At 72.1% G+C, this 17,980-nt stretch carries 13 protein-coding genes, 1 tRNA gene, 2 pseudogenes and 1 riboswitch; of the genes and pseudogenes, 12 read left to right on the top strand and 4 right to left on the bottom strand.

The features are described 5' to 3' along the window. The first annotated feature begins 6 nt into the window (after positions 1-6). Positions 7-732 (top strand): response regulator, encoded by a 726-nt coding sequence (locus ACFC1F_RS19090; RefSeq protein ID WP_376159692.1) that lies wholly within the window; start codon positions 7-9, stop codon positions 730-732. 159 nt (positions 733-891) lie between these two features. Here the strand turns inward: ACFC1F_RS19090 and ACFC1F_RS19085 are convergent. Next, positions 892-1,500 (bottom strand): annotated as a pseudogene (locus ACFC1F_RS19085) (phosphatase PAP2 family protein); the annotation flags it as partial. Between the two features lie 217 nt (positions 1,501-1,717). On the opposite strand from ACFC1F_RS19085, the gene ACFC1F_RS19080 reads away from it, so the two are divergent. Together ACFC1F_RS19080 and ACFC1F_RS19075 are read left to right on the top strand one after the other, a co-directional pair. After that, positions 1,718-2,314: a hypothetical protein gene (locus tag ACFC1F_RS19080; RefSeq protein WP_376159690.1), complete on the top strand. Its 597-nt coding sequence runs from the start codon at positions 1,718-1,720 to the stop codon at positions 2,312-2,314. A 253-nt stretch (positions 2,315-2,567) separates the two neighbouring features. Then, positions 2,568-3,602: a MazG family protein gene (locus ACFC1F_RS19075; protein WP_376159688.1), complete on the top strand. Its 1,035-nt coding sequence runs from the start codon at positions 2,568-2,570 to the stop codon at positions 3,600-3,602. Positions 3,603-3,702: 100 nt separating this feature from the next. On the opposite strand, the gene ACFC1F_RS19070 is transcribed toward ACFC1F_RS19075, so the two are convergent. After that, entirely contained in the window at positions 3,703-4,131 is a 429-nt protein-coding gene (locus ACFC1F_RS19070) for an SDR family NAD(P)-dependent oxidoreductase (RefSeq protein WP_376159686.1), read from the bottom strand. A 336-nt stretch (positions 4,132-4,467) separates the two neighbouring features. On the opposite strand from ACFC1F_RS19070, the gene ACFC1F_RS19065 reads away from it, so the two are divergent. The 7 genes and pseudogenes from ACFC1F_RS19065 to ACFC1F_RS19035 all read left to right on the top strand — a co-directional run bounded on the left by ACFC1F_RS19065 (position 4,468) and on the right by ACFC1F_RS19035 (position 12,632). Then, complete coding sequence (locus ACFC1F_RS19065; RefSeq protein WP_376159684.1) at positions 4,468-5,784, top strand: cytochrome P450; 1,317 nt, start codon at positions 4,468-4,470, stop codon at positions 5,782-5,784. 226 nt (positions 5,785-6,010) lie between these two features. Then, positions 6,011-6,182: riboswitch (cyclic di-AMP (ydaO/yuaA leader) on the top strand. 5 nt (positions 6,183-6,187) lie between these two features. Continuing rightward, entirely contained in the window at positions 6,188-7,081 is an 894-nt protein-coding gene (locus ACFC1F_RS19060) for a transglycosylase family protein (RefSeq protein ID WP_376159682.1), read from the top strand. 247 nt (positions 7,082-7,328) lie between these two features. Beyond that, on the top strand, positions 7,329-8,615 hold the full coding sequence (gene eno, locus ACFC1F_RS19055; protein WP_209416887.1) for a phosphopyruvate hydratase: 1,287 nt from the start codon (positions 7,329-7,331) through the stop codon (positions 8,613-8,615). Positions 8,616-8,784: 169 nt separating this feature from the next. After that, the gene (locus ACFC1F_RS19050; protein WP_376159680.1) at positions 8,785-9,258 is read left to right on the top strand and encodes a septum formation initiator family protein; all 474 of its coding nucleotides are present in this window, start codon (positions 8,785-8,787) and stop codon (positions 9,256-9,258) included. Then, positions 9,248-9,769 (top strand): annotated as a pseudogene (locus tag ACFC1F_RS19045) (DUF501 domain-containing protein); the annotation flags it as partial. The gene ACFC1F_RS19050 and the pseudogene ACFC1F_RS19045, both read left to right, overlap by 11 nt. 122 nt (positions 9,770-9,891) lie before the next feature. Beyond that, on the top strand, positions 9,892-10,833 hold the full coding sequence (locus tag ACFC1F_RS19040) for an exopolyphosphatase (protein ID WP_376159678.1): 942 nt from the start codon (positions 9,892-9,894) through the stop codon (positions 10,831-10,833). A gap of 428 nt (positions 10,834-11,261) precedes the next feature. Beyond that, positions 11,262-12,632 (top strand): NAD(P)/FAD-dependent oxidoreductase, encoded by a 1,371-nt coding sequence (locus tag ACFC1F_RS19035; protein ID WP_209416883.1) that lies wholly within the window; start codon positions 11,262-11,264, stop codon positions 12,630-12,632. A 352-nt stretch (positions 12,633-12,984) separates the two neighbouring features. Here the strand turns inward: ACFC1F_RS19035 and ACFC1F_RS19030 are convergent, their stop codons facing one another. Both ACFC1F_RS19030 and ACFC1F_RS19025 read right to left on the bottom strand, forming a co-directional pair. Then, positions 12,985-15,543, bottom strand: a complete 2,559-nt coding sequence (locus ACFC1F_RS19030; protein ID WP_209416882.1) for an ABC transporter permease — start codon at positions 15,541-15,543, stop codon at positions 12,985-12,987. 47 nt (positions 15,544-15,590) lie between these two features. Next, positions 15,591-16,364: an ABC transporter ATP-binding protein gene (locus ACFC1F_RS19025; RefSeq protein WP_209416881.1), complete on the bottom strand. Its 774-nt coding sequence runs from the start codon at positions 16,362-16,364 to the stop codon at positions 15,591-15,593. Between the two features lie 416 nt (positions 16,365-16,780). Between ACFC1F_RS19025 and ACFC1F_RS19020 the strand changes: the two genes are divergently transcribed. After that, a tRNA-Leu gene (locus ACFC1F_RS19020) sits at positions 16,781-16,862 on the top strand. 144 nt (positions 16,863-17,006) lie between these two features. Then, on the top strand, positions 17,007-17,909 hold the full coding sequence (locus tag ACFC1F_RS19015; protein WP_376159675.1) for a Bax inhibitor-1/YccA family protein: 903 nt from the start codon (positions 17,007-17,009) through the stop codon (positions 17,907-17,909). The last annotated feature ends 71 nt before the right edge of the window (positions 17,910-17,980 follow it).

Here is a 17,980-nt window from a genome sequence, read left to right as displayed (position 1 = left end):
TGCCGGATGAGCGGCGGGGAGGGGGATGCGACCGCCGCGCCGATCCGTGTGCTGATCGCCGACGACGAGCCGATGGTGCGCGCCGGTATCCGCGCGGTGCTCGCCACCGACCCGGGCATCGAGATCGTCGCCGAGACCGGGGACGGCCAGGACGCCGTCGAACTGGTCCGCCGCCACCGGCCGGACGTCGCCGTGCTGGACATCCGGATGCCCGGTGCGGACGGCATCAGTGCCGCTGCCGAGATCCGCCGGACCGGCGCCGCCACCGGGATCCTGATGTTGACGACCTTCGGCGAGGACGACTACATCCTGCGGGCCCTCGGCGGCGGTGCCAACGGCTTCCTGATCAAGTCAGGCGAGCCGGAGGAGCTGATCGCCGGTGTCCGGGCGGTGGCGGACGGTGCCGCCTACCTCTCACCCAAGGTGGCCGCGCGGGTGGTCGCCCACCTGGCCTCCGCCGGTGCCGGCGGGCCGGCCGACCGGCGCGCCTCCGCCAGGGAACAGGTGGCCGCCCTCACCGCCCGGGAACGGGACGTGCTGACGTTGGTCGCCGCTGGGCTCTCCAACGGCCAGATCGCCCGCCGGATCGGGGTGGTGGAGGGGACGGTGAAGGCCCATGTGAGCTCCATCCTGGTACGGCTCGGCGTGCCCAACCGGGCGGCTGCCGCCGTCCTCGCGCACGAGGCCGGCCTGACCCTCGGCGGAACGTGCGCGGGCGGCCCGCGCACCTGAGCCGGAGGGTATGAGCGGCGGGTGCCCCAACAGCAGGGGCCCCAGGACGCGCACGCCGGCCAGTGCGGTCACCGCTGCCGTGGCGAGCGGCAGCAGGGCCACGACCACCGCGGCCGTGACCGCTCCGCCCAGGGCGGCGCCGGCGACCACGTCGTGCGGGTAGTGCACGCCCGCCGCCACCCGCAGTGCGGCGGTGGCACCGCCGACCGGGACGACCAGCATGGCCAGGCGCGGGCGCAGCAGCACCAGGCCGGTCGCCAGGGCGACGGCCAGCGTCGCGTGGTTGCTCGGGAACGACCAGTCGCCCGGCGGCGGGCATTCGGCCACCGCCCACCGTGCGGTGGCCGCGCCGGGCAGCGCCCGGCAGGGGCGCTCCTCGTCGATCACCACCTTCAGCACCTCGCTCACCGCGTACGCGAGCACCGTGCCGAGGCCGGTGAGCGCGACTCCTGCGACCAGCCCGGCGGTCTGCCGCCCGCGCGCCCTCCACCAGCAGAGCGCCAGCAGCAGGCCCAGTACCAGCAGGCCGGCCTCGGTCGCGGGCTCCAGCAGCGAGGACAGCCAGTGCGGGGCGTCGGCGACGGCGTCCGCCACCCGCCGGTAGAGCGTGGCGGACGGTCCGTCCACCACCCTGACCGGCGCGCCCGTGCCACCGTGCGCCGGCGCCAGCCACCCGACCACGCCGGTGCCCGCCGCCAGCAGCGCCACGGCGACGGCCACCCGGCGGCCCGTGGTCCCGACCGTCTCTCTCCTGCCCGTGTTCCTCATGACCAGGACGGTAGGAGCGACGGTCGGGCGGCCGCCCGACCCGAAAGTCAGGGGGAGACCTGGACGATCGTCAGGGTTGACAGTCGTTGCGTTCCGCGCGGATGACCCGTTCGGGTCACGGTCCGCGCGACCCGGCCCCGTCCGCCCTACCCTCGGGACAACGCCGGGCCCCTCACCGGACCTCCGTCGCGCGCCGCCGTCACTCCGGAGACCAGCCATGCACCGTCGGACCGCCGTCGCAGGCGTCCTGCTCGCCGCCTCGGCGCTGGCGGCGTGCGGGGGCGGCGGGCTCACGCCGGGCACGGCGGTGGTGCTGGACGGCCGGCGGATCGCGGTGGGCACGGTCGAGGCGCGGGTCGCGGAACTGCGGCACACGGCAGGGGGCGCCTCGGCGGACGCCCGGGAGGAGCCGGACGGGCTGGCCCGGCGGGCCGTCTCCGACCTGGTGCTCGACGCGGTGGTCGCCCGTGCGGTGGCGGAGCGGGGGCCGGCCATCGGCAACACCGAGGTGGCGGCGGCCCGCACGGCGGACGAGGAGCGGTACGGCGGGGCCGGAGCGCTCGCCCGGGCACTGGCGGCCCGGGGCGTCCCGGGCAGCGGCATCGACGACTACTACCGCCGCAGGCTGGGCATCACCCGCCTCGCCGCCGAAGCCGGCCAGGACGCCGACACCCCCGCGGGCGACGCCACCGTCCGCCTCGCCCTGGCCGCCGCGGCCATCGCCCTCCGCGTGCACGTCAACCCCCGCTACGGCACCTGGAACCCGGACCAGGTCGCCCTCCTCCCCGATGCCCCGCCCTGGCTGGCCCCCTGACCGGAGCGACCGGGGCCGCGCACGGGAAGTCGGTGGGGCCGACCTCCGGTGCACGCCGGGCGGGGTGCGGGCGTGGGGCGAGGTGGAGGGAAGTCGGTGGGGCCGACTTCTGGTGCGCGGGGTTGGTGGGCCGCGCACGGGAAAGTCGGTGGGGCCGACTTCCGGCGCATGGGTCGGCGGGGCGCGCGTGGGGCGGGTGTGGCCCCGGGAAGCGCGGAGGCGGGGCGTCGGCAGGGGCGGGTAGGTTCGGGGTGTGACGAATTCTCCGGGCGCCAAGTTGATCCTGCTCACCACCACCCACCGGGTGGCCCCCGGCCTGCTGGCGTGGCCGGCGTGGGAGGCGCTGCGTTCGGCGGGGCGGGTGCTGGCGGGGGACGCCGGGAACCCGCAGCTGGCGGCGGTGCGGCAGGCCGGTGTCGAGGTGGAGGTCGTGCCTCCGGGCTCCGCGCCGGCCCTGGCCCGCCTGCTGACCGACCTGCCGACGGACCTGCCGGCCGGAGCGGGCCCGACGGTCTGGCTGGGCAGCCCGGACGGTGACCCGGGGCTGACCGACGCGCTGGCGCGCCTCGCGGTGGAGCACGCGGGCGAGGTGCCCGAGATCGAGGTGCTGCCGGGCTCGTACGACCTGCCGGGTGCGCGCCTGCTGGACCTGGTCTCGGTGATGGACCGCCTGCGCTCGCCGGGCGGCTGTCCCTGGGACGCCGAGCAGACCCACGCCAGCCTGGTGAAGTACCTGGTGGAGGAGGCCTTCGAGCTGGTCGAGGCGATCGAGGAGGGGGACCGCGAGACGCTCCGGGAGGAGCTGGGCGACGTCCTGCTCCAGGTCTTCTTCCACTCCCGGATCGCCGAGGAGCACCCCACCGACGCGTTCTCGATCGACGACGTGGCGGGGGACATCGTCGAGAAGCTGATGTACCGCCACCCGCACGTGTTCGGGGACGCCGAGGCCGAGGGCGCCGCCGAGGTGGAGGCGAACTGGGAGACGCTGAAGGCGGCCGAGAAGTCGGACCGTGAGTCGGTGCTGGACGGCGTGCCGGCCGGGCTGCCGTCGCTGGCGTACGCGGCGAAGCTGGTGTCACGGGTGCGCCGGGCCGGGGTGGCGGGAGTGCCCGACGCGCCGTACGAGCTGCCGGCCGAGCTCACCGCGGAGTCGGCGGGCACGCTGATGCTGGCCGTGGCGCAGCGGGCGCACGACGCGGGTGTGGACGTGGACGCCGCGTTGCGGGCGGCCGCGCGCGGGTACCGGGACGCCGTCCGCGCCGCGGAGGGGCTCAAGCCGAAGGACTGAACCCCGGGCACCACCCGGCCCCCGGACGGTTCACGGCCCCGATGAGTCCCCGCCCGCGGACGGCTCCCGGCTCCCAGGGACGGCGTCCGGGCAGGACGGGTCAGACGACCGCGGCGGCGTTCTCCACCGGACGGCGCTGCTGCGGCACCACGACCTCGCCGATGGCCTCGCCGACCAGTGCGAGCAGCTCGGCGAGCCGCTCCAGGTCCAGGTGGTCGGGCAGCTCGGCGAGGGAGACGATGCGCTCGCCGTCCGGGCCGGCCACGCAGAACAGGTCGATCGGTCCGAGGTGCTTCTCGGCGGTGTCGACGAGGGCGGCGACGTCGCTGGGGCGGCGGATGTCGCCGCAGACGCCGACGACCGGGCAGCCGGGCCGGTCGAGCTCGGTGGCGAGGTCCTCGGCGATGCCCTCCCGCTGGTCGGCGATGAGCACCCCGACGGCGCCGGCGGCGGTGAAGCGGCGTGCGAGATCGGCACCCGACCCGCCGTCGAGTACGGCGATGACCACGACTGCCCCGGTGACCCGCATGGTGCGCTCCTCCCTGTGGGCGGCTCCGCACCGGCGCCCACGTGTTGCTTTGCGGGAGGATCGTAGGCTTGTCCTGACCCTCCGCAACAGGGATTACCCCTCAGGTGACCAGGCTCACGCCTGCCACGCCCGGGAACCCTTCGGCAGGGCCCCTCGAACAGGCGCCCCGCCGACGCCCCGCCGACGCCCCGCGACACGCCGCCGACTCCCCGCGACACCCCGAGGAACCGCCCCCCGGCCCCGTCGGACGGACGTCCCGCCGACGCCCCGCCAACGCCCCGCACCTCCGGGAACCGCCCCCCGGACCCCGGGGATCCCACCGGATACCGTCGACACATGCCAGTTCAGCCCGATTCCGCCCGCCCGCCGCTCTTCACCTGGGACTTCGCCGCCGACCCGTACCCGGCCTACGCGTGGCTGCGGGAGCACGAGCCGGTGCACCGCACCACCCTGCCGAGCGGGGTCGAGGCCTGGCTGGTGACCAGGTACGCGGACGCCCGGCAGGCCCTCGCCGACAGCCGGCTCTCCAAGAACCCGCTCCACCACAGCACGCAGGCCCACAGCACGGGCCGGGTCGGCATCCCGGGCGAACGCCAGGCCAACCTGATGACGCATCTGCTGAACATCGACCCGCCGGACCACACCCGGCTGCGCCGGCTGGTCTCGAAGGCGTTCACGCCCCGCCGGGTGGCCGAGTTCGAGCCGAGGGTGCAGCAGCTCACCGACCGGCTGATCGACGGCTTCGCGGAGCGCGGCAGCGCCGACCTGATCCACGAGTTCGCCTTCCCCCTCCCCATCTACGCGATCTGCGACCTGCTCGGCGTGCCCGCGGAGGACCAGGACGACTTCCGGGACTGGGCGGGCATGATGGTGCGGCACACCAGGCCGGGCCAGGGCGGGGGCCAGCGCGGTGGTGTGGGGCGGGCGGTGAAGCGGATCCGCGCCTACCTGGCGGAGCTGATCCACCGCAAGCGGGCGGACCTCGGCGACGACCTGATCTCCGGCCTGATCCGGGCCAGCGACCACGGCGAGCACCTGACCGAGAACGAGGCCGCGGCGATGGCCTTCATCCTGCTCTTCGCCGGGTTCGAGACGACCGTCAACCTGATCGGCAACGGCACCTACGCCCTGCTGCGCAACCCGGACCAGCGGGCGCTGCTGCAGGATTCGATCGCCCGCGGGGAGAGCGCCCTGCTGGAGACCGGGATCGAGGAACTCCTGCGCTACGACGGGCCGGTGGAGCTGGCCACCTGGCGGTTCGCGACCAGCCCGCTGACCATCGGCGGGGTGGCGATCCCGGTCGGCGACCCGGTGCTGGTGGTGCTCGCGGCGGCGGACCGGGACCCGGCGAGGTTCGCCGACGAGAACACCCTCGACCTGGCCCGGGCGGACAACCCGCACCTGGGCTTCGGGCACGGCATCCACTACTGCATCGGCGCCCCGCTGGCCCGGCTCGAGGGGCGGGCGGCGCTGGCCACCCTGCTCTCCCGGCTGCCGGATCTGCGGCTGGCCGAGAACCCGGACAACCTGCGCTGGCGAGGTGGTCTGATCATGCGTGGACTTCGTGAACTTCCGGTCGAATTCACTCCCGAGAAGAAGCCCGTCGTCCCTGCTGACGAGCCCTCCGCCGGGGCCTCCGACATCACGGACTGATGCCTCGACACACTGACGGGACGTCTCCGACACGCCGAAACAGGGGGGTTGAACCGTCATCAAAGCGGACATACCGCCTTCGTTGGTAGGCGATCGGCCACTCACCGTAATTTCTGTGTGATATCGGCGATATGAGCTTGTGATTGGTAAGAGGATCTGCCTACCCTCCCTGAAGTTCGCAGCTGCGGACCTCGTGCGCGGAACGCCGAATCCTGCCCGCCGTGCCACGGGAAACCGACCAGACCCCTGGGCAGGGGCGGGGGAACCAGGTTTGTTGCCGTCCCCCACGGCTTGGGGTGAAGCCGCCCGCGCGGGCAGAGAGCCTTCCGCGCGACGCGGCCGGGCCACCTCCCGGTCCGAACCCGACAGCTCACCTCGCAGGCGTGCGGAGAGGGACCCATTCATGCTGTTCGTTGGAACTGGCCGTCACCGTCGTCGCACCCAGGCCGAGAAGGCCATCGCAGTCGCCGGTGTGGCCGGCGTCGGACTCGCGATGCCGATCCTCACCGCCACCGGCGCCTCGGCGGCCCCCGTCTCGACCTGGGACGCGGTCGCCCAGTGCGAGAGCGGCGGCAACTGGAGCATCAACACGGGCAACGGCTTCTACGGCGGCCTGCAGTTCACCTCCAGCACCTGGAAGGCGTACGGCGGCACGTCCTACGCGCCGCAGGCCAACCAGGCCAGCAAGGGCCAGCAGATCTCGGTCGCGGAGAAGGTCCTCGCCTCGCAGGGCCCGGGTGCCTGGCCGGTCTGCTCGCAGAAGGCCGGCCTGAGCAAGGGCGGTGCCCCGGCCTCGGTCGACACCGCCTCGGACGCCAAGCCCGCCGCGCCGAAGCCGGCCCAGAAGCCCGCCCAGCCGAAGCCGGCCCAGCAGCAGGCCCAGAAGCCCGCCGCCCAGCAGCACGCGCAGCAGGCCCAGCAGTACGGGCAGCAGCAGGCCACGACCCCGGACTTCTCCGGCCACGGCGGCTGGGACGCCGACGCGAAGGTGTACTGGTACCAGAGCAACGGCGACTGGTACTGGACCAGCCACCAGAGCGTCTACCAGCAGTACGCCGGCCAGGGTGCGGGTCAGGACAACCGCGCCGCGCAGGCCGCCCCGGTCGCGCAGAGCGCCCCCGCGGCCCAGCAGCACGCCGGCCACGGCTACACCGTCCAGTCCGGCGACACGCTGGCCGGCATCGCCGCCACCCAGGGGCTCTCCGGGGGCTGGCAGGCGCTGTACGACGGCAACCGCGGCACCGTCGGCGCCGACCCGGACCTGATCATGCCCGGACAGGTGCTCAACCTCGGCTGAGCGCACCCTCTCTCACGGTGACTCGGCGAAGGGGGCCGGATTTGGCCCCCTTCGTCCGCATCTGGTCGGCTTCCGTCGGGCAACCAGGTGAACTACCGGGGGGTAGCAGGGCCACACGCTGAGACGGGACCGAGGTCAGCGTGGCCCCGAGAGCCCGTGCGGTTAGGCTCTGGTCGTAACGACTCCGCAATCGTTCGTCCGACAGCACCCACCGTCAGTCGAACCTGCTTCCGCTAGGAGATGCCTCGTGCCGTCCATCGATGTCGTCGTAGCCCGTGAGATTCTCGACTCGCGTGGCAACCCCACGGTCGAGGTCGAGGTCGGCCTCGACGACGGCAGCACCGGTCGTGCCGCTGTCCCGTCGGGTGCCTCCACCGGTGCCTTCGAGGCCCTGGAGCTGCGCGACGGTGACAAGAACCGCTACTTCGGCAAGGGCGTCGAGAAGGCCGTCCTGGCCGTCATCGAGCAGATCGGCCCGGAGCTGGTCGGCTACGACGCCACCGAGCAGCGCCTGATCGACCAGGCCATGCTCGACCTGGACGCCACCCCGGACAAGTCCTCGCTCGGCGCCAACGCCATCCTGGGCGTCTCCCTGGCCGTCGCGCACGCCGCCTCCGAGGCCAGCGACCTGCCGCTGTTCCGCTACCTGGGCGGCCCGAACGCGCACGTCCTGCCGGTCCCGATGATGAACATCCTCAACGGTGGCTCGCACGCGGACTCCAACGTCGACATCCAGGAGTTCATGATCGCCCCGATCGGCGCGGAGTCCTTCTCCGAGGCCGTCCGCTGGGGCGTCGAGGTCTACCACACCCTCAAGGGCGTCCTGAAGGAGCGCGGCCTCTCCACCGGCCTCGGCGACGAGGGCGGCTTCGCGCCGAACCTGGACAGCAACCGCGAGGCCCTGGACCTCATCACCGAGGCCATCCAGAAGGCCGGCTACGTGCCCGGCCGCGACATCGCGCTGGCGCTGGACGTCGCCGCCTCCGAGTTCTACGAGGACGGCGCCTACCAGTTCGAGGGCAAGGCGCTCACCTCCGCCGAGCTCATCGAGTACTACGCCGACCTGGTCGCCTCGTACCCGCTGGTCTCCATCGAGGACCCGCTGGACGAGTCGGACTGGGACGGCTGGAAGGCCATGACCGTCAAGCTGGGCGACAAGGTCCAGCTGGTCGGCGACGACCTGTTCGTCACCAACCCGGCCCGCCTGGCCAAGGGCATCGAGACCGGCACCGCCAACGCCCTGCTGGTCAAGGTGAACCAGATCGGTTCGCTGACCGAGACCCTGGACGCCGTCGAGCTGGCCCAGCGCAACGGCTACCGCTGCATGATGTCGCACCGCTCCGGCGAGACCGAGGACGTCACCATCGCCGACCTGGCCGTCGCCACCAACTGCGGCCAGATCAAGACCGGTGCCCCGGCCCGCTCCGAGCGCGTCGCCAAGTACAACCAGCTGCTGCGCATCGAGGAGATCCTCGACGACGCCGCCGAGTACGCCGGCCGCGGCGCCTTCCCGCGCTTCCGCGCTGCGGAGTGACGCGCACGGTCGCCCCGAGGACCGGTGAACGCCGTACGTCCGAGGGCTGACCCGCGCCCGCCGGCGCAAGCCTGACCGGTGCCCCGCCGTTCACCCCGTAGGGTGGACGGCGGGGCACCGTCGCGACCAGGAGGGGATACGGGAGATGGCAGGCTGGAGGATTCCGGGCTTGGCGGCCCGGCCTCGCTTCACGAGCCGGGCGACCGTCCTCGTCCTGGTGCTCTGCTCACTGGTGGCGATCCTGGCCTACCCGACCCGGCAGTTCATCTCCCAGCGCTCCGAGATCTCCGCCCAGCGGGCGAAGGCCGAGCACGCCCGGCAGCAGGTCGAGCAGCTGCGCCGGGAGAAGACGCGCTGGCAGGACCCGGAGTACGTCAAGGCGCAGGCCCGCTCCCGGCTGCACTACGCGATGCCGGGGGAGACCCCGTACATCGCGGTGGACCCGGCCGGCCAGGGTGCCACCAAGTCCTCCGCGTCCTCGCCCGCCCCGTCCGACGGTGCGGCCGCCGCCCAGGCGAAGGCCGCCAAGCCCTGGTACGCCAGCGTCTGGGACTCGGTGGACGCCGCCGACACCGCAGCCCTCGCCCCTCCCTCTTCACCCGCCCCCGCCCCCGCTGGAGCAAGCTCCCCCCATGACCACTGAGAACCACCCCTCCGTTCCCGACGCCGACGTCGCGGCCATCGCCGCCCAGCTCGGACGGGTCCCGCGCGGTCTGCGCGGCGTGGCGCACCGCTGCCCCTGCGGGAACCCGGACGTCGTGGAGACGGCTCCCCGCCTCGCGGACGGCACGCCGTTCCCCACCCTCTACTACCTGACCTGCCCCAAGGCCGCCTCGCTGATCGGCACCCTGGAGGCGGACGGCGTGATGAAGGAGCAGACCGCCCGGCTCGCCGAGGACCCGGAGCTGGCCGCCGCCTACCAGAAGGCGCACGAGGACTACATCGCCCGCCGTGACGCCATCGAGGTGCTGGAGGGCTTCCCGAGCGCCGGCGGGATGCCGGACCGGGTGAAGTGCCTGCACGTGCTGGTCGGCCACTCGCTGGCGGCCGGAGAGGGCGTCAACCCGCTCGGCGACGAGGCGATCGGCATGCTGGAGGACTGGTGGGCCAAGGGCCCGTGCGTCTCCGCGGCCGAGGTCGAGGCCGCCGGTGAGCGGGTCGCGCGCAACCGGGCCAAGGAGCAGGACCACGCGGCGGTGATCGCCGCCAAGGAGCAGAAGACGGCCGAGCGCGCCGCGAAGCGGGCCGCGGCCGAGGGCACCGAGGAGGCCGGCGAATGACCACGACCCGTGTCGCCGCGATCGACTGCGGCACCAACTCGATCCGTCTGCTGGTCGCCGACCTCGACCCGGAGACCGGGGAGATCACCGACCTCGACCGTCGGATGATCATCAACCGGCTGGGGCAGGGCGTGGACCGGACCGGCCGGCTGCACCCGGACGCGCTGGCCCGCACCTTCGCGGCCTGCCGCGAGTACGCGGAGGTCATCTCCGGCTTCGGGGTCGGCCCGGACCGGATCCGCTTCGTCGCCACCAGCGCCTCCCGGGACGCCGAGAACAGTGACGAGTACGCCAAGGGCGTGCGCGACATCCTGGGTGTCGGGCCCGAGGTGGTCAGCGGCGAGGAGGAGGCGCACCTCTCCTTCGTCGGCGCCACCAAGGAGCTCACCGGCGGTCAGTTCCCCGCGCCGTACCTGGTCTTCGACCTCGGCGGCGGGTCCACCGAGTTCGTGCTGGGCGGGGCGGACGTCCAGGCGGCCCGCTCGGTGGACATCGGCTGCGTCCGGCTGACCGAGAGGCACTTCGGCGGTGCCGAGCTGCCCTCGCAGGAGCAGATCGCCGAGGCCCGGGCGCACGTGCGGGCCGAGCTGGACAAGGCCGAGGAGGTCGTCCCGCTGACCGGCGCGGCCACCCTGGTGGGCCTGGCCGGGACGGTCACCACGGTCTCGGCGATCGCCCAGGACCTGCCGGCGTACGACTCCGAGGCGATCCACCACTCGCGGATCAGCCGTGAGCAGGTGGCCCGGATCGCCGACGAGCTGCTCGCCGCCACCCACGACCAGCGGGCGGCCATCCCGTCGATGCACCCCGGCCGGGTGGACGTGATCGCGGCCGGAGCGCTCGAACTGCTGGAGATCATGACGCGGACCGGTGCCGCCGAGGTGGTCGTCAGCGAGCACGACATCCTGGACGGGATCGCCTGGAGTATGGCCTCCTGATCGGCTGCGGTCCTTACCCGTCCGGCCCCGGAGCCCCCTGGAGGGGCCCGGGGCCGGGGCGCAGTCGGGGCCGGGCGAGAAAGTTCGTGAATTTCTTCACATGACGATCCGTCCATTCGTCGTGTCCGCATGCCCGCAACGTCCGAAATGTGGGACTGAAGGCGCGGTCGGCGTGGCGACCGCTGGATCGCAGGCGCGGCCCCCGTGCGGGTTTGAAAATCGAAATCACACACGGGAACCCAGGCGCAGCACGGATCGTTGCAGCTCAGCCGGGCCGTCCGAACGCCCGTGCTCACGGAGGGGTCCCGGGGGCCGTGAGGTGACACCCCGGGGTCGCCAGAAGGGCCGCGAAGTGTAGCACAGGGTGTCCAGGAGCTTGTGAGCGGGCTCACGAATGCTGCTCCGGACGGTGCTGGATACTTTCGGATATGAGCACCACGGAGCGTCCTCGCATCCTCATTGTCGGCGGTGGTTACGTCGGCCTGTATGCCGCGATGCGCATCCTCAAGAAGATGCGTTACGGCGAAGCGACCGTCACGGTCGTCGACCCGCGGTCGTACATGACGTACCTGCCCTTCCTTCCCGAGGCGGCCGGCGGCAACGTCGCGCCCCGAAACCTCGTCGCCCCGCTGCGCAGCGCCCTGAAGAAGGCGGAGGTGCTCACCGGTGCGGTCACCGGCGTGGACCACGCCCGCAAGGTCGCCACGATCCAGCCCGCGGCCGGCGACTCGTACGAGCTGCCCTTCGAGTACCTGGTCGTCGCGACCGGCTCGGTCTCCCGCACCTTCCCGATCCCGGGTCTGGCGGAGCACGGCATCGGCATGAAGACCGTGGAGGAGGCCATCAGCCTCCGCAACCACGTCATGGCGCAGCTGGACAAGGCCGAGTCCACCACGGACGAGGCGATCCGCCGCAAGGCGCTGACCTTCGTCGTCATCGGCGGTGGCTTCGCCGGTGTCGAGACGATCGCCGAGATCGAGGACATGGCGCGCGACGCCGCCAAGATCTACAAGACTGTCAGCCGCGACGACATGCGCTTCATCATGGTGGAGGCGGCCAACCGCATCCTCCCCGAGGTGGGCCCGGACCTCGGTCTGTGGACCAAGGAGAAGCTCGAAGAGCGCAACATCGAGGTCTTCATCGAGACCTCGATGGACTCCTGCGTCGACCAGCACGTGGTGCTGAAGAACGGCGTCGAGGTCGACGCCTCCACCATCGTGTGGACGGCGGGCGTGAAGCCGAACCCGGTGCTGGCCAACTTCGGCCTTCCGCTCGGCCCGCGCGGCCACGTCGACACCGCCGCGACCCTCCAGGTCCAGGGCTTCGACTACGTCTGGTCCGCCGGCGACAACGCCCAGGTGCCCGACCTCGCCTCCGGCGAGGGCGCCTGGTGCCCGCCGAACGCGCAGCACGCCTGCCGTCAGGCCGTCGTCCTCGGCGATAACGTGATCTCCGGCATGCGGGGCTTCCCGCAGAAGGAGTACAAGCACAAGAACCTCGGTGCGGTCGCCGGTCTGGGCCTGCACAAGGGTGTCGCGATCCTCTTCGGCAAGGTCAAGCTCAAGGGCCGCCTCGCCTGGTGGTTCCACCGTGGCTACCACGGCGCCATGGTCCCGACCATGAACCGCAAGGTCCGTGTCTTCACCGACTGGACGCTGGCGATGTTCCTGAAGCGCGAGACCGTGGGTCTGGCCCAGATGGAGAAGCCGTTCGAGGCGTTCCAGGAGGCTGCGGCGCCCGCGCCGAAGCCGGTCGAGGCCGCCAAGCCGGCCGCCGACAAGGAGCTCGCCAGCAAGTAAGCGACTGCGCCCCCGGTGTGGGAGCACCGGGGCATGAGTCGGAGGCCCTCCGCCCGGCAATGTCGCCGGACCACGACCTCCGTGGTGCTCAGCCGGCCGTGCGACCGGGCGGAGTACAGAAGTACGCGAAGGCCCCTGCCGAACCCTCCGGCGGGGGCCTTCGCGTTGCCGCGTTCGCGTCCGTGGCCGCGTCCGTGGCCGCGGCCGCCGTTCGCCCTGCCCTGTCCGCCCGGGCCGGGGGCGGCCGTCCCGGTGGCCGCGGGCGGTGGAACGCAACACCGGCCCCGGGCGGGGTGCCCGGGGCCGGTGGGGGTGGCGAGTCGGTCGGGCGGCCTGACCGCCCGCCGGTCCGTCAGTCGGTCTTGATGCTCGCCAGGATGTCCAGCTTGGACGCCCGGCGGGCCGGCCAGATCGCGGCCACCAGGCCGACCACGCCGGCCAGGCCGAGGAAGAGCAGCAGCTGGCCGTAGGGCAGGACGGTGGTCAGGCCCGTCATGGTGGACTTCAGGGTGCCGTTGATCGCCCAGGCCATGAAGCAGCCGAGCAGCAGGCCGATGCCGGCGCCGAAGACCGAGATCACCACGGACTCCAGGCGGACCATCCGCTTGATGCCGCCGCGGTCCAGGCCGATCGCCCGCAGCATCCCGATCTCGCGCTTGCGCTCGAAGACCGACATGGCCAGCGTGTTGACGACACCGAGGATCGCGACGATCACGGACATCGCCAGCAGGCCGTACATCATGTTCAGCGCGAAGCTGATGGTCTGGCTGAAGTCGTGCCGGACGTCCTGCTTGGACTTGACCTCGATGACCGGGTTGGCGCCGGTGGCGTCCTTGAGCGCCTGCTTCAGCGCGCCGGTCTCTCCGTTGGCGCCCTTGACCAGGACGTCGTTGAGGTAGGGCTGCGGCTCGTGCTTGACGATCTCGCTGTTGGCCAGCATGACCGGGCCGAGCATGCCGCCCTTCTCGTAGACGCCGCCGACGGTGAGCTGGCCCTCGGTCTCGTCCGGGTAGGTGACCTTCATGGTCGAGCCGGTGGTCACGTTGAACTTCTTGGCGACGTCCTCGTCCACCAGCAGCTGGCCCTTGCCGACCGAGGCGGTGGAGCCGCTGGTCAGCTTGACCGAGACGAGCTTGTCGAAGGTGTCCGCGTTCAGGCCGGTGATCGCCTTGGTGGTGCCGTTCAGCTCCCAGTAGACGGTGGTCAGCGGCGACGAGGCGGCGACCCCGGGAGCCTTGGCGATCTCGGCGGGGAGCTTCTCGGACAGGCTCATGTTGTTGGCGGCGGAGACCAGGTAGTCGGCCTTCATCGCGCTGGTGACGGCCTTGTCGACCGCACTGCCGACCGAGGCGCCGATCACCGTCAGGCCGCTGACCAGGGTCAGGCCGATGGTGAGGGCGGCGGCGGTGGAGGCGGTGCGGCGCGGGTTGCGCACCGCGTTCTGCCGGGCGAGCTTGCCGGGGGTGCCGGCCAGCTTGCCGAGCACCGGGCCGGCCAGGGCGATCACCGGGCGGGAGAGCAGCGGCAGCAGGATGAAGATGCCGACCAGGGCCAGCAGGGCGCCGATCGCGACCGGCATCCGGCCGCCGCTGTCGCCGGTGGAGGCGCCGTAGGCGATCAGCGCGCCGCCGCCGGCCGTCAGCACCGAGCCGATGCTGTTGCGGACGACCAGGCTCTTCTGGCTGCTCGGCTGGTCGCCGCTGCTCATCGCGGCCACCGGGGCGATCCGGGAGGCGCGCACGGCGGGCAGCAGGGCGGAGAGGACCGTCACCAGGACGCCGACCACCAGGGTGACCGTCACGGTCAGCGGCTTGATCACCAGCGAGGCGGTCGGCATGCCGTCGTCCATCGAGTGGACCAGGGACTGCAGCCCGGCGCCGATCCCGACACCGGCGACCAGACCGGCCAGCGCGGAGACGGTGCCGATCGCCAGGGCCTCGATCAGCACCGACCGGGTGACCTGCTTGCGGCTGGCGCCGATCGCCCGCAGCAGCGCGAGCTCCTTGGTGCGCTGGGCGACCAGCATGGTGAAGGTGTTGGCGATGATGAAGATGCCGACGAAGAGTGAGATCCCGGCGAAGGCGAGGAGCATGGTGCGCATGTTCTCGGTGCCCCGGGAGATCATCTTCTGCTGGTCGTCCTTGAGCTCCTGACCGGTCTCGACGTCCATCTGCTGACCGGCCGGGAGCTTCTGCTTCGCCTCGGCGCGCAGCGCGTCCTCGGTGGTGCCGGGCTTGGCGGTGAGCACGATGCCGCTGTAGCGGCCGGGCTCCAGCAGCAGCTGCTGGGCGGTGGCGCGGTCGAACAGGGTGAGCGTGCCGCCGGTGTTCACCACCGGGTCGTCGGTGGTGAAGACGCCGGTGAGCCTGGCCTCGGTGACCGGGCCGTTGGAGCCGACGCGGACGGTGTCGCCGACCTTGTAGCCGCCCTTCTCGGCGGTCTTGCGGTCGAGCGCGATCTCCTTGGCGTTCTTCGGACCCTGGCCCTCGGCCATCGGGTAACGGGTGTCCTTGCCGTCCGGGCCGGGGGCGAAGTTGGCGCCCTTGGCGGACCAGGCCTGGCCGATCAGGTTGCCGCTCTTGTCGGCCACGCCGGTGAAGCCGCTGACCACGCCGCGGGCCTGGGCGGCGCCGGGGAGGGCGGCGAGCTGCTGGACGGTGGCGTCGGTCAGGGTGGCCGGGCTCTTCTCGCTCTTCTCGCGGGCGGAGGCGCCGGAGCCGGCGGCCCGGTCGACGATCTGGACCGACACGTCGGAGTAGCTCTTGGAGTTGCTGTCCCGCATGGCCTTGCCGAAGGTGTCGGAGAAGACCATGGTGCCGGCCACGAAGGCGGTGCCCAGCATGACGGCCAGAGCCGTCATCAGCAGTCGGCCCTTGTGGGCCAGCACGTTGCGCAGTGCGGTGCGATACATGGGGTGTCCTGGGGCTGTGGAGGGTCGGGTCGGCTGCCGGTGGGGCGTCAGCTGGTGCGGCCCTTGGCGTCGAAGCGGCGCATGCGGTCCAGGACGGTGTCGGCGGTGGGGCCGGTGAGCTCGTCGACGATGCGGCCGTCGGCGAGGAAGACGACGCGGTCGGCGTAGGCGGCGGCGACCGGGTCGTGGGTGACCATGACGACGGTCTGGCCGAGTTCGCGTACGGAGTTGCGCAGGAAGGAGAGGATTTCGGCGCCGGAGCGGGAGTCGAGGTTTCCGGTCGGTTCGTCGGCGAAGATGATGTCGGGCTTTCCGGCGAGGGCTCGGGCGCAGGCGACGCGCTGCTGCTGGCCGCCGGAGAGCTGGCTGGGGCGGTGGGAGAGGCGGCCGGAGAGGCCGACGGTCTCGACCACGCGGTCCAGCCAGGCCTTGTCGGCCTTGCGGCCGGCGATGTCCATCGGGAGGGTGATGTTCTCCAGGGCGGTCAGGGTGGGGAGCAGGTTGAAGGCCTGGAAGATGAAGCCGATGTGGTCGCGGCGCAGCTGGGTGAGCTGCTTGTCCCTGAGGCCGACGAGTTCGGTGTCGCCGATGGTGGAGGAGCCGGAGGAGACGGTGTCCAGGCCGGCCATGCAGTGCATGAGGGTGGACTTGCCGGAGCCGGAGGGGCCCATGATGGCGGTGAACTCGCCCTGGGGGAAGGTCACGCTGACGTTGTCGAGGGCGACGACGCGGGTCTCCCCCTCCCCGTAGACCTTGTTCAGGCCGGTGGCGCGGGCGGCCGCCCGGCCGGTGCGGACGGCGGTTGCGGTCGACGTGGTCACGGGGGTGCTCCTTGGGTTCGCGGGCTGCGGGCGGGGCGCGGGCTGCGGACGGTGCCGGGGCCGGCGGGAGGTCGTTGGACGGCCGGGCCCCGGGGGCTTCCGGCCGTACCTCAATGCTCAGCCACGTGATCACGGTTATTCGTCGCTCCGCCGGACGGTTGGCCTGACCACCGCTGGGCGTACGCCCAGGTAAAGCCCTCATCCTCCGGTATGACGCCGACCCTGATTGGGGCTCCGTGGCCGGATAGCGCGCCTCGCATGGCCAAATCACGAACTATTCGTCAGATGGCAAGGAAACATGACAACTTCCCTGGCTGGGAACATGCGAAAGGGCGTTGTGGGCGACTAGGCTCAGGCATGGCCCGGGACGGAGTCGGAACAGCACTCCCCGTCACCGCCGGGCCGGTCCACGGGACGCCCGGATGGTGGAACGCAGACACGGGCAGCTTAAAACTGCTTGGCCGAGAGGCCGTGCCGGTTCGAGTCCGGCTCCGGGCACCGCTCTCACCGGCGGGGGCGCCGATCCGGCGTCCCCGCCGGTTGCCGTTCGACGGATCCTCCTCGCGGCGTATCCCCATTTTTTTGCCAAGCCATTACCCTTGTGGTTCGGGCGGTGCAGTACCGCCACGGAGGGAATGAGCAATGAGAAGCAGCAACCCGGTCTTCTCGCGGGAGGGGTCGTTCACCCGCGAGTCCGGCTACGCGGGTTTCGGCACCACGCAGGCCGGGAGCCCGTCCGGCGGTAACCCCTACGGTCAGAGCAACCCGTACGGGAACAACCCGTACGACAACAACCCGTACGCGCAGCAGGCCCCGGGGCAGCAGCAGCTGACGGACGAGCAGCTGGTGGAGATGTACCGGGCGCCGTCCGCCGGTCCGCTGGCGACGGGGCGGATGACGCTCGACGACGTGGTCGCGCGCACCGCGATGACGCTGCTCACCCTGGTCGCCGCCGGCGCGCTGGCCTGGTTCGCGCTGCCGGCCGAGAACTACGGCGTCGCCGTGGGCGCGGGCCTGGTGGCCTTCGTCATCGGCATGGTGATCTCCTTCAAGCGGAGCGTCAGCCCGCCGCTGATCCTGCTCTACGCGGGCCTGGAGGGCTTCGCCCTCGGTGCGGTGACACACGTCTTCGACACCATCTGGGAGGGCATCGCGATCCAGGCGGTGCTGGGGACGGCGGCGGTCTTCGCGGCGATGCTGATCGGCTACAAGAGCGGCCGGATCCGGGTCACCCCGCGCTACACCCGGATCGGCATCTCGATCGCCATGGGCTTCGTGCTGCTGCTGATGGTCAACATGGTCGCGTCGATGTTCGGCGCGGACATGGGGCTGCGCGCGGGCCCGCTGGGCATCGTGGTCGGCCTGGTCGGCATCGGCCTCGGTGCGTTCTTCCTCTCGCTGGACTTCGCCGCGGTCGAGGAGGCCATCGCGCAGGGCGCCCCGCAGAAGGAGGCCTGGCGGGCCGCCTTCGGGCTCACCCTCTCGCTGGTCTGGATCTACATCGAGATGCTGCGGCTGATCGCGATCCTGCGCGGCGACGACTGATCCCGTGCCGCTGAGGCACTGCTGAAGCACCTTTGAAGAACCGCCGGGTCCCGGGGCACTGGCCCCGGGAC

This window comes from Kitasatospora sp. NPDC056181, from assembly GCF_042266225.1.
Lineage (GTDB): Bacteria > Actinomycetota > Actinomycetes > Streptomycetales > Streptomycetaceae > Kitasatospora.
This window is presented reverse-complemented; position numbering and strand designations above follow the sequence as displayed.

Bases quoted from the DNA above. Each gene is read 5' to 3' on its own strand.
- ACFC1F_RS19080 (WP_376159690.1), top strand. From the start codon at position 1,718: ATGCACCGTCGGACCGCCGTCGCAGGCGTCCTGCTCGCCGCCTCGGCG.
- ACFC1F_RS19060 (WP_376159682.1), top strand. From the start codon at position 6,188: ATGCTGTTCGTTGGAACTGGCCGTCACCGTCGTCGCACCCAGGCCGAG.
- ACFC1F_RS19035 (WP_209416883.1), top strand. From the start codon at position 11,262: ATGAGCACCACGGAGCGTCCTCGCATCCTCATTGTCGGCGGTGGTTAC.
- ACFC1F_RS19030 (WP_209416882.1), bottom strand. From the start codon at position 15,543: ATGTATCGCACCGCACTGCGCAACGTGCTGGCCCACAAGGGCCGACTG.
- ACFC1F_RS19090 (WP_376159692.1), top strand. From the start codon at position 7: ATGAGCGGCGGGGAGGGGGATGCGACCGCCGCGCCGATCCGTGTGCTG.
- ACFC1F_RS19040 (WP_376159678.1), top strand. From the start codon at position 9,892: ATGACCACGACCCGTGTCGCCGCGATCGACTGCGGCACCAACTCGATC.
- ACFC1F_RS19070 (WP_376159686.1), bottom strand. From the start codon at position 4,131: ATGCGGGTCACCGGGGCAGTCGTGGTCATCGCCGTACTCGACGGCGGG.
- ACFC1F_RS19065 (WP_376159684.1), top strand. From the start codon at position 4,468: ATGCCAGTTCAGCCCGATTCCGCCCGCCCGCCGCTCTTCACCTGGGAC.
- ACFC1F_RS19015 (WP_376159675.1), top strand. From the start codon at position 17,007: ATGAGAAGCAGCAACCCGGTCTTCTCGCGGGAGGGGTCGTTCACCCGC.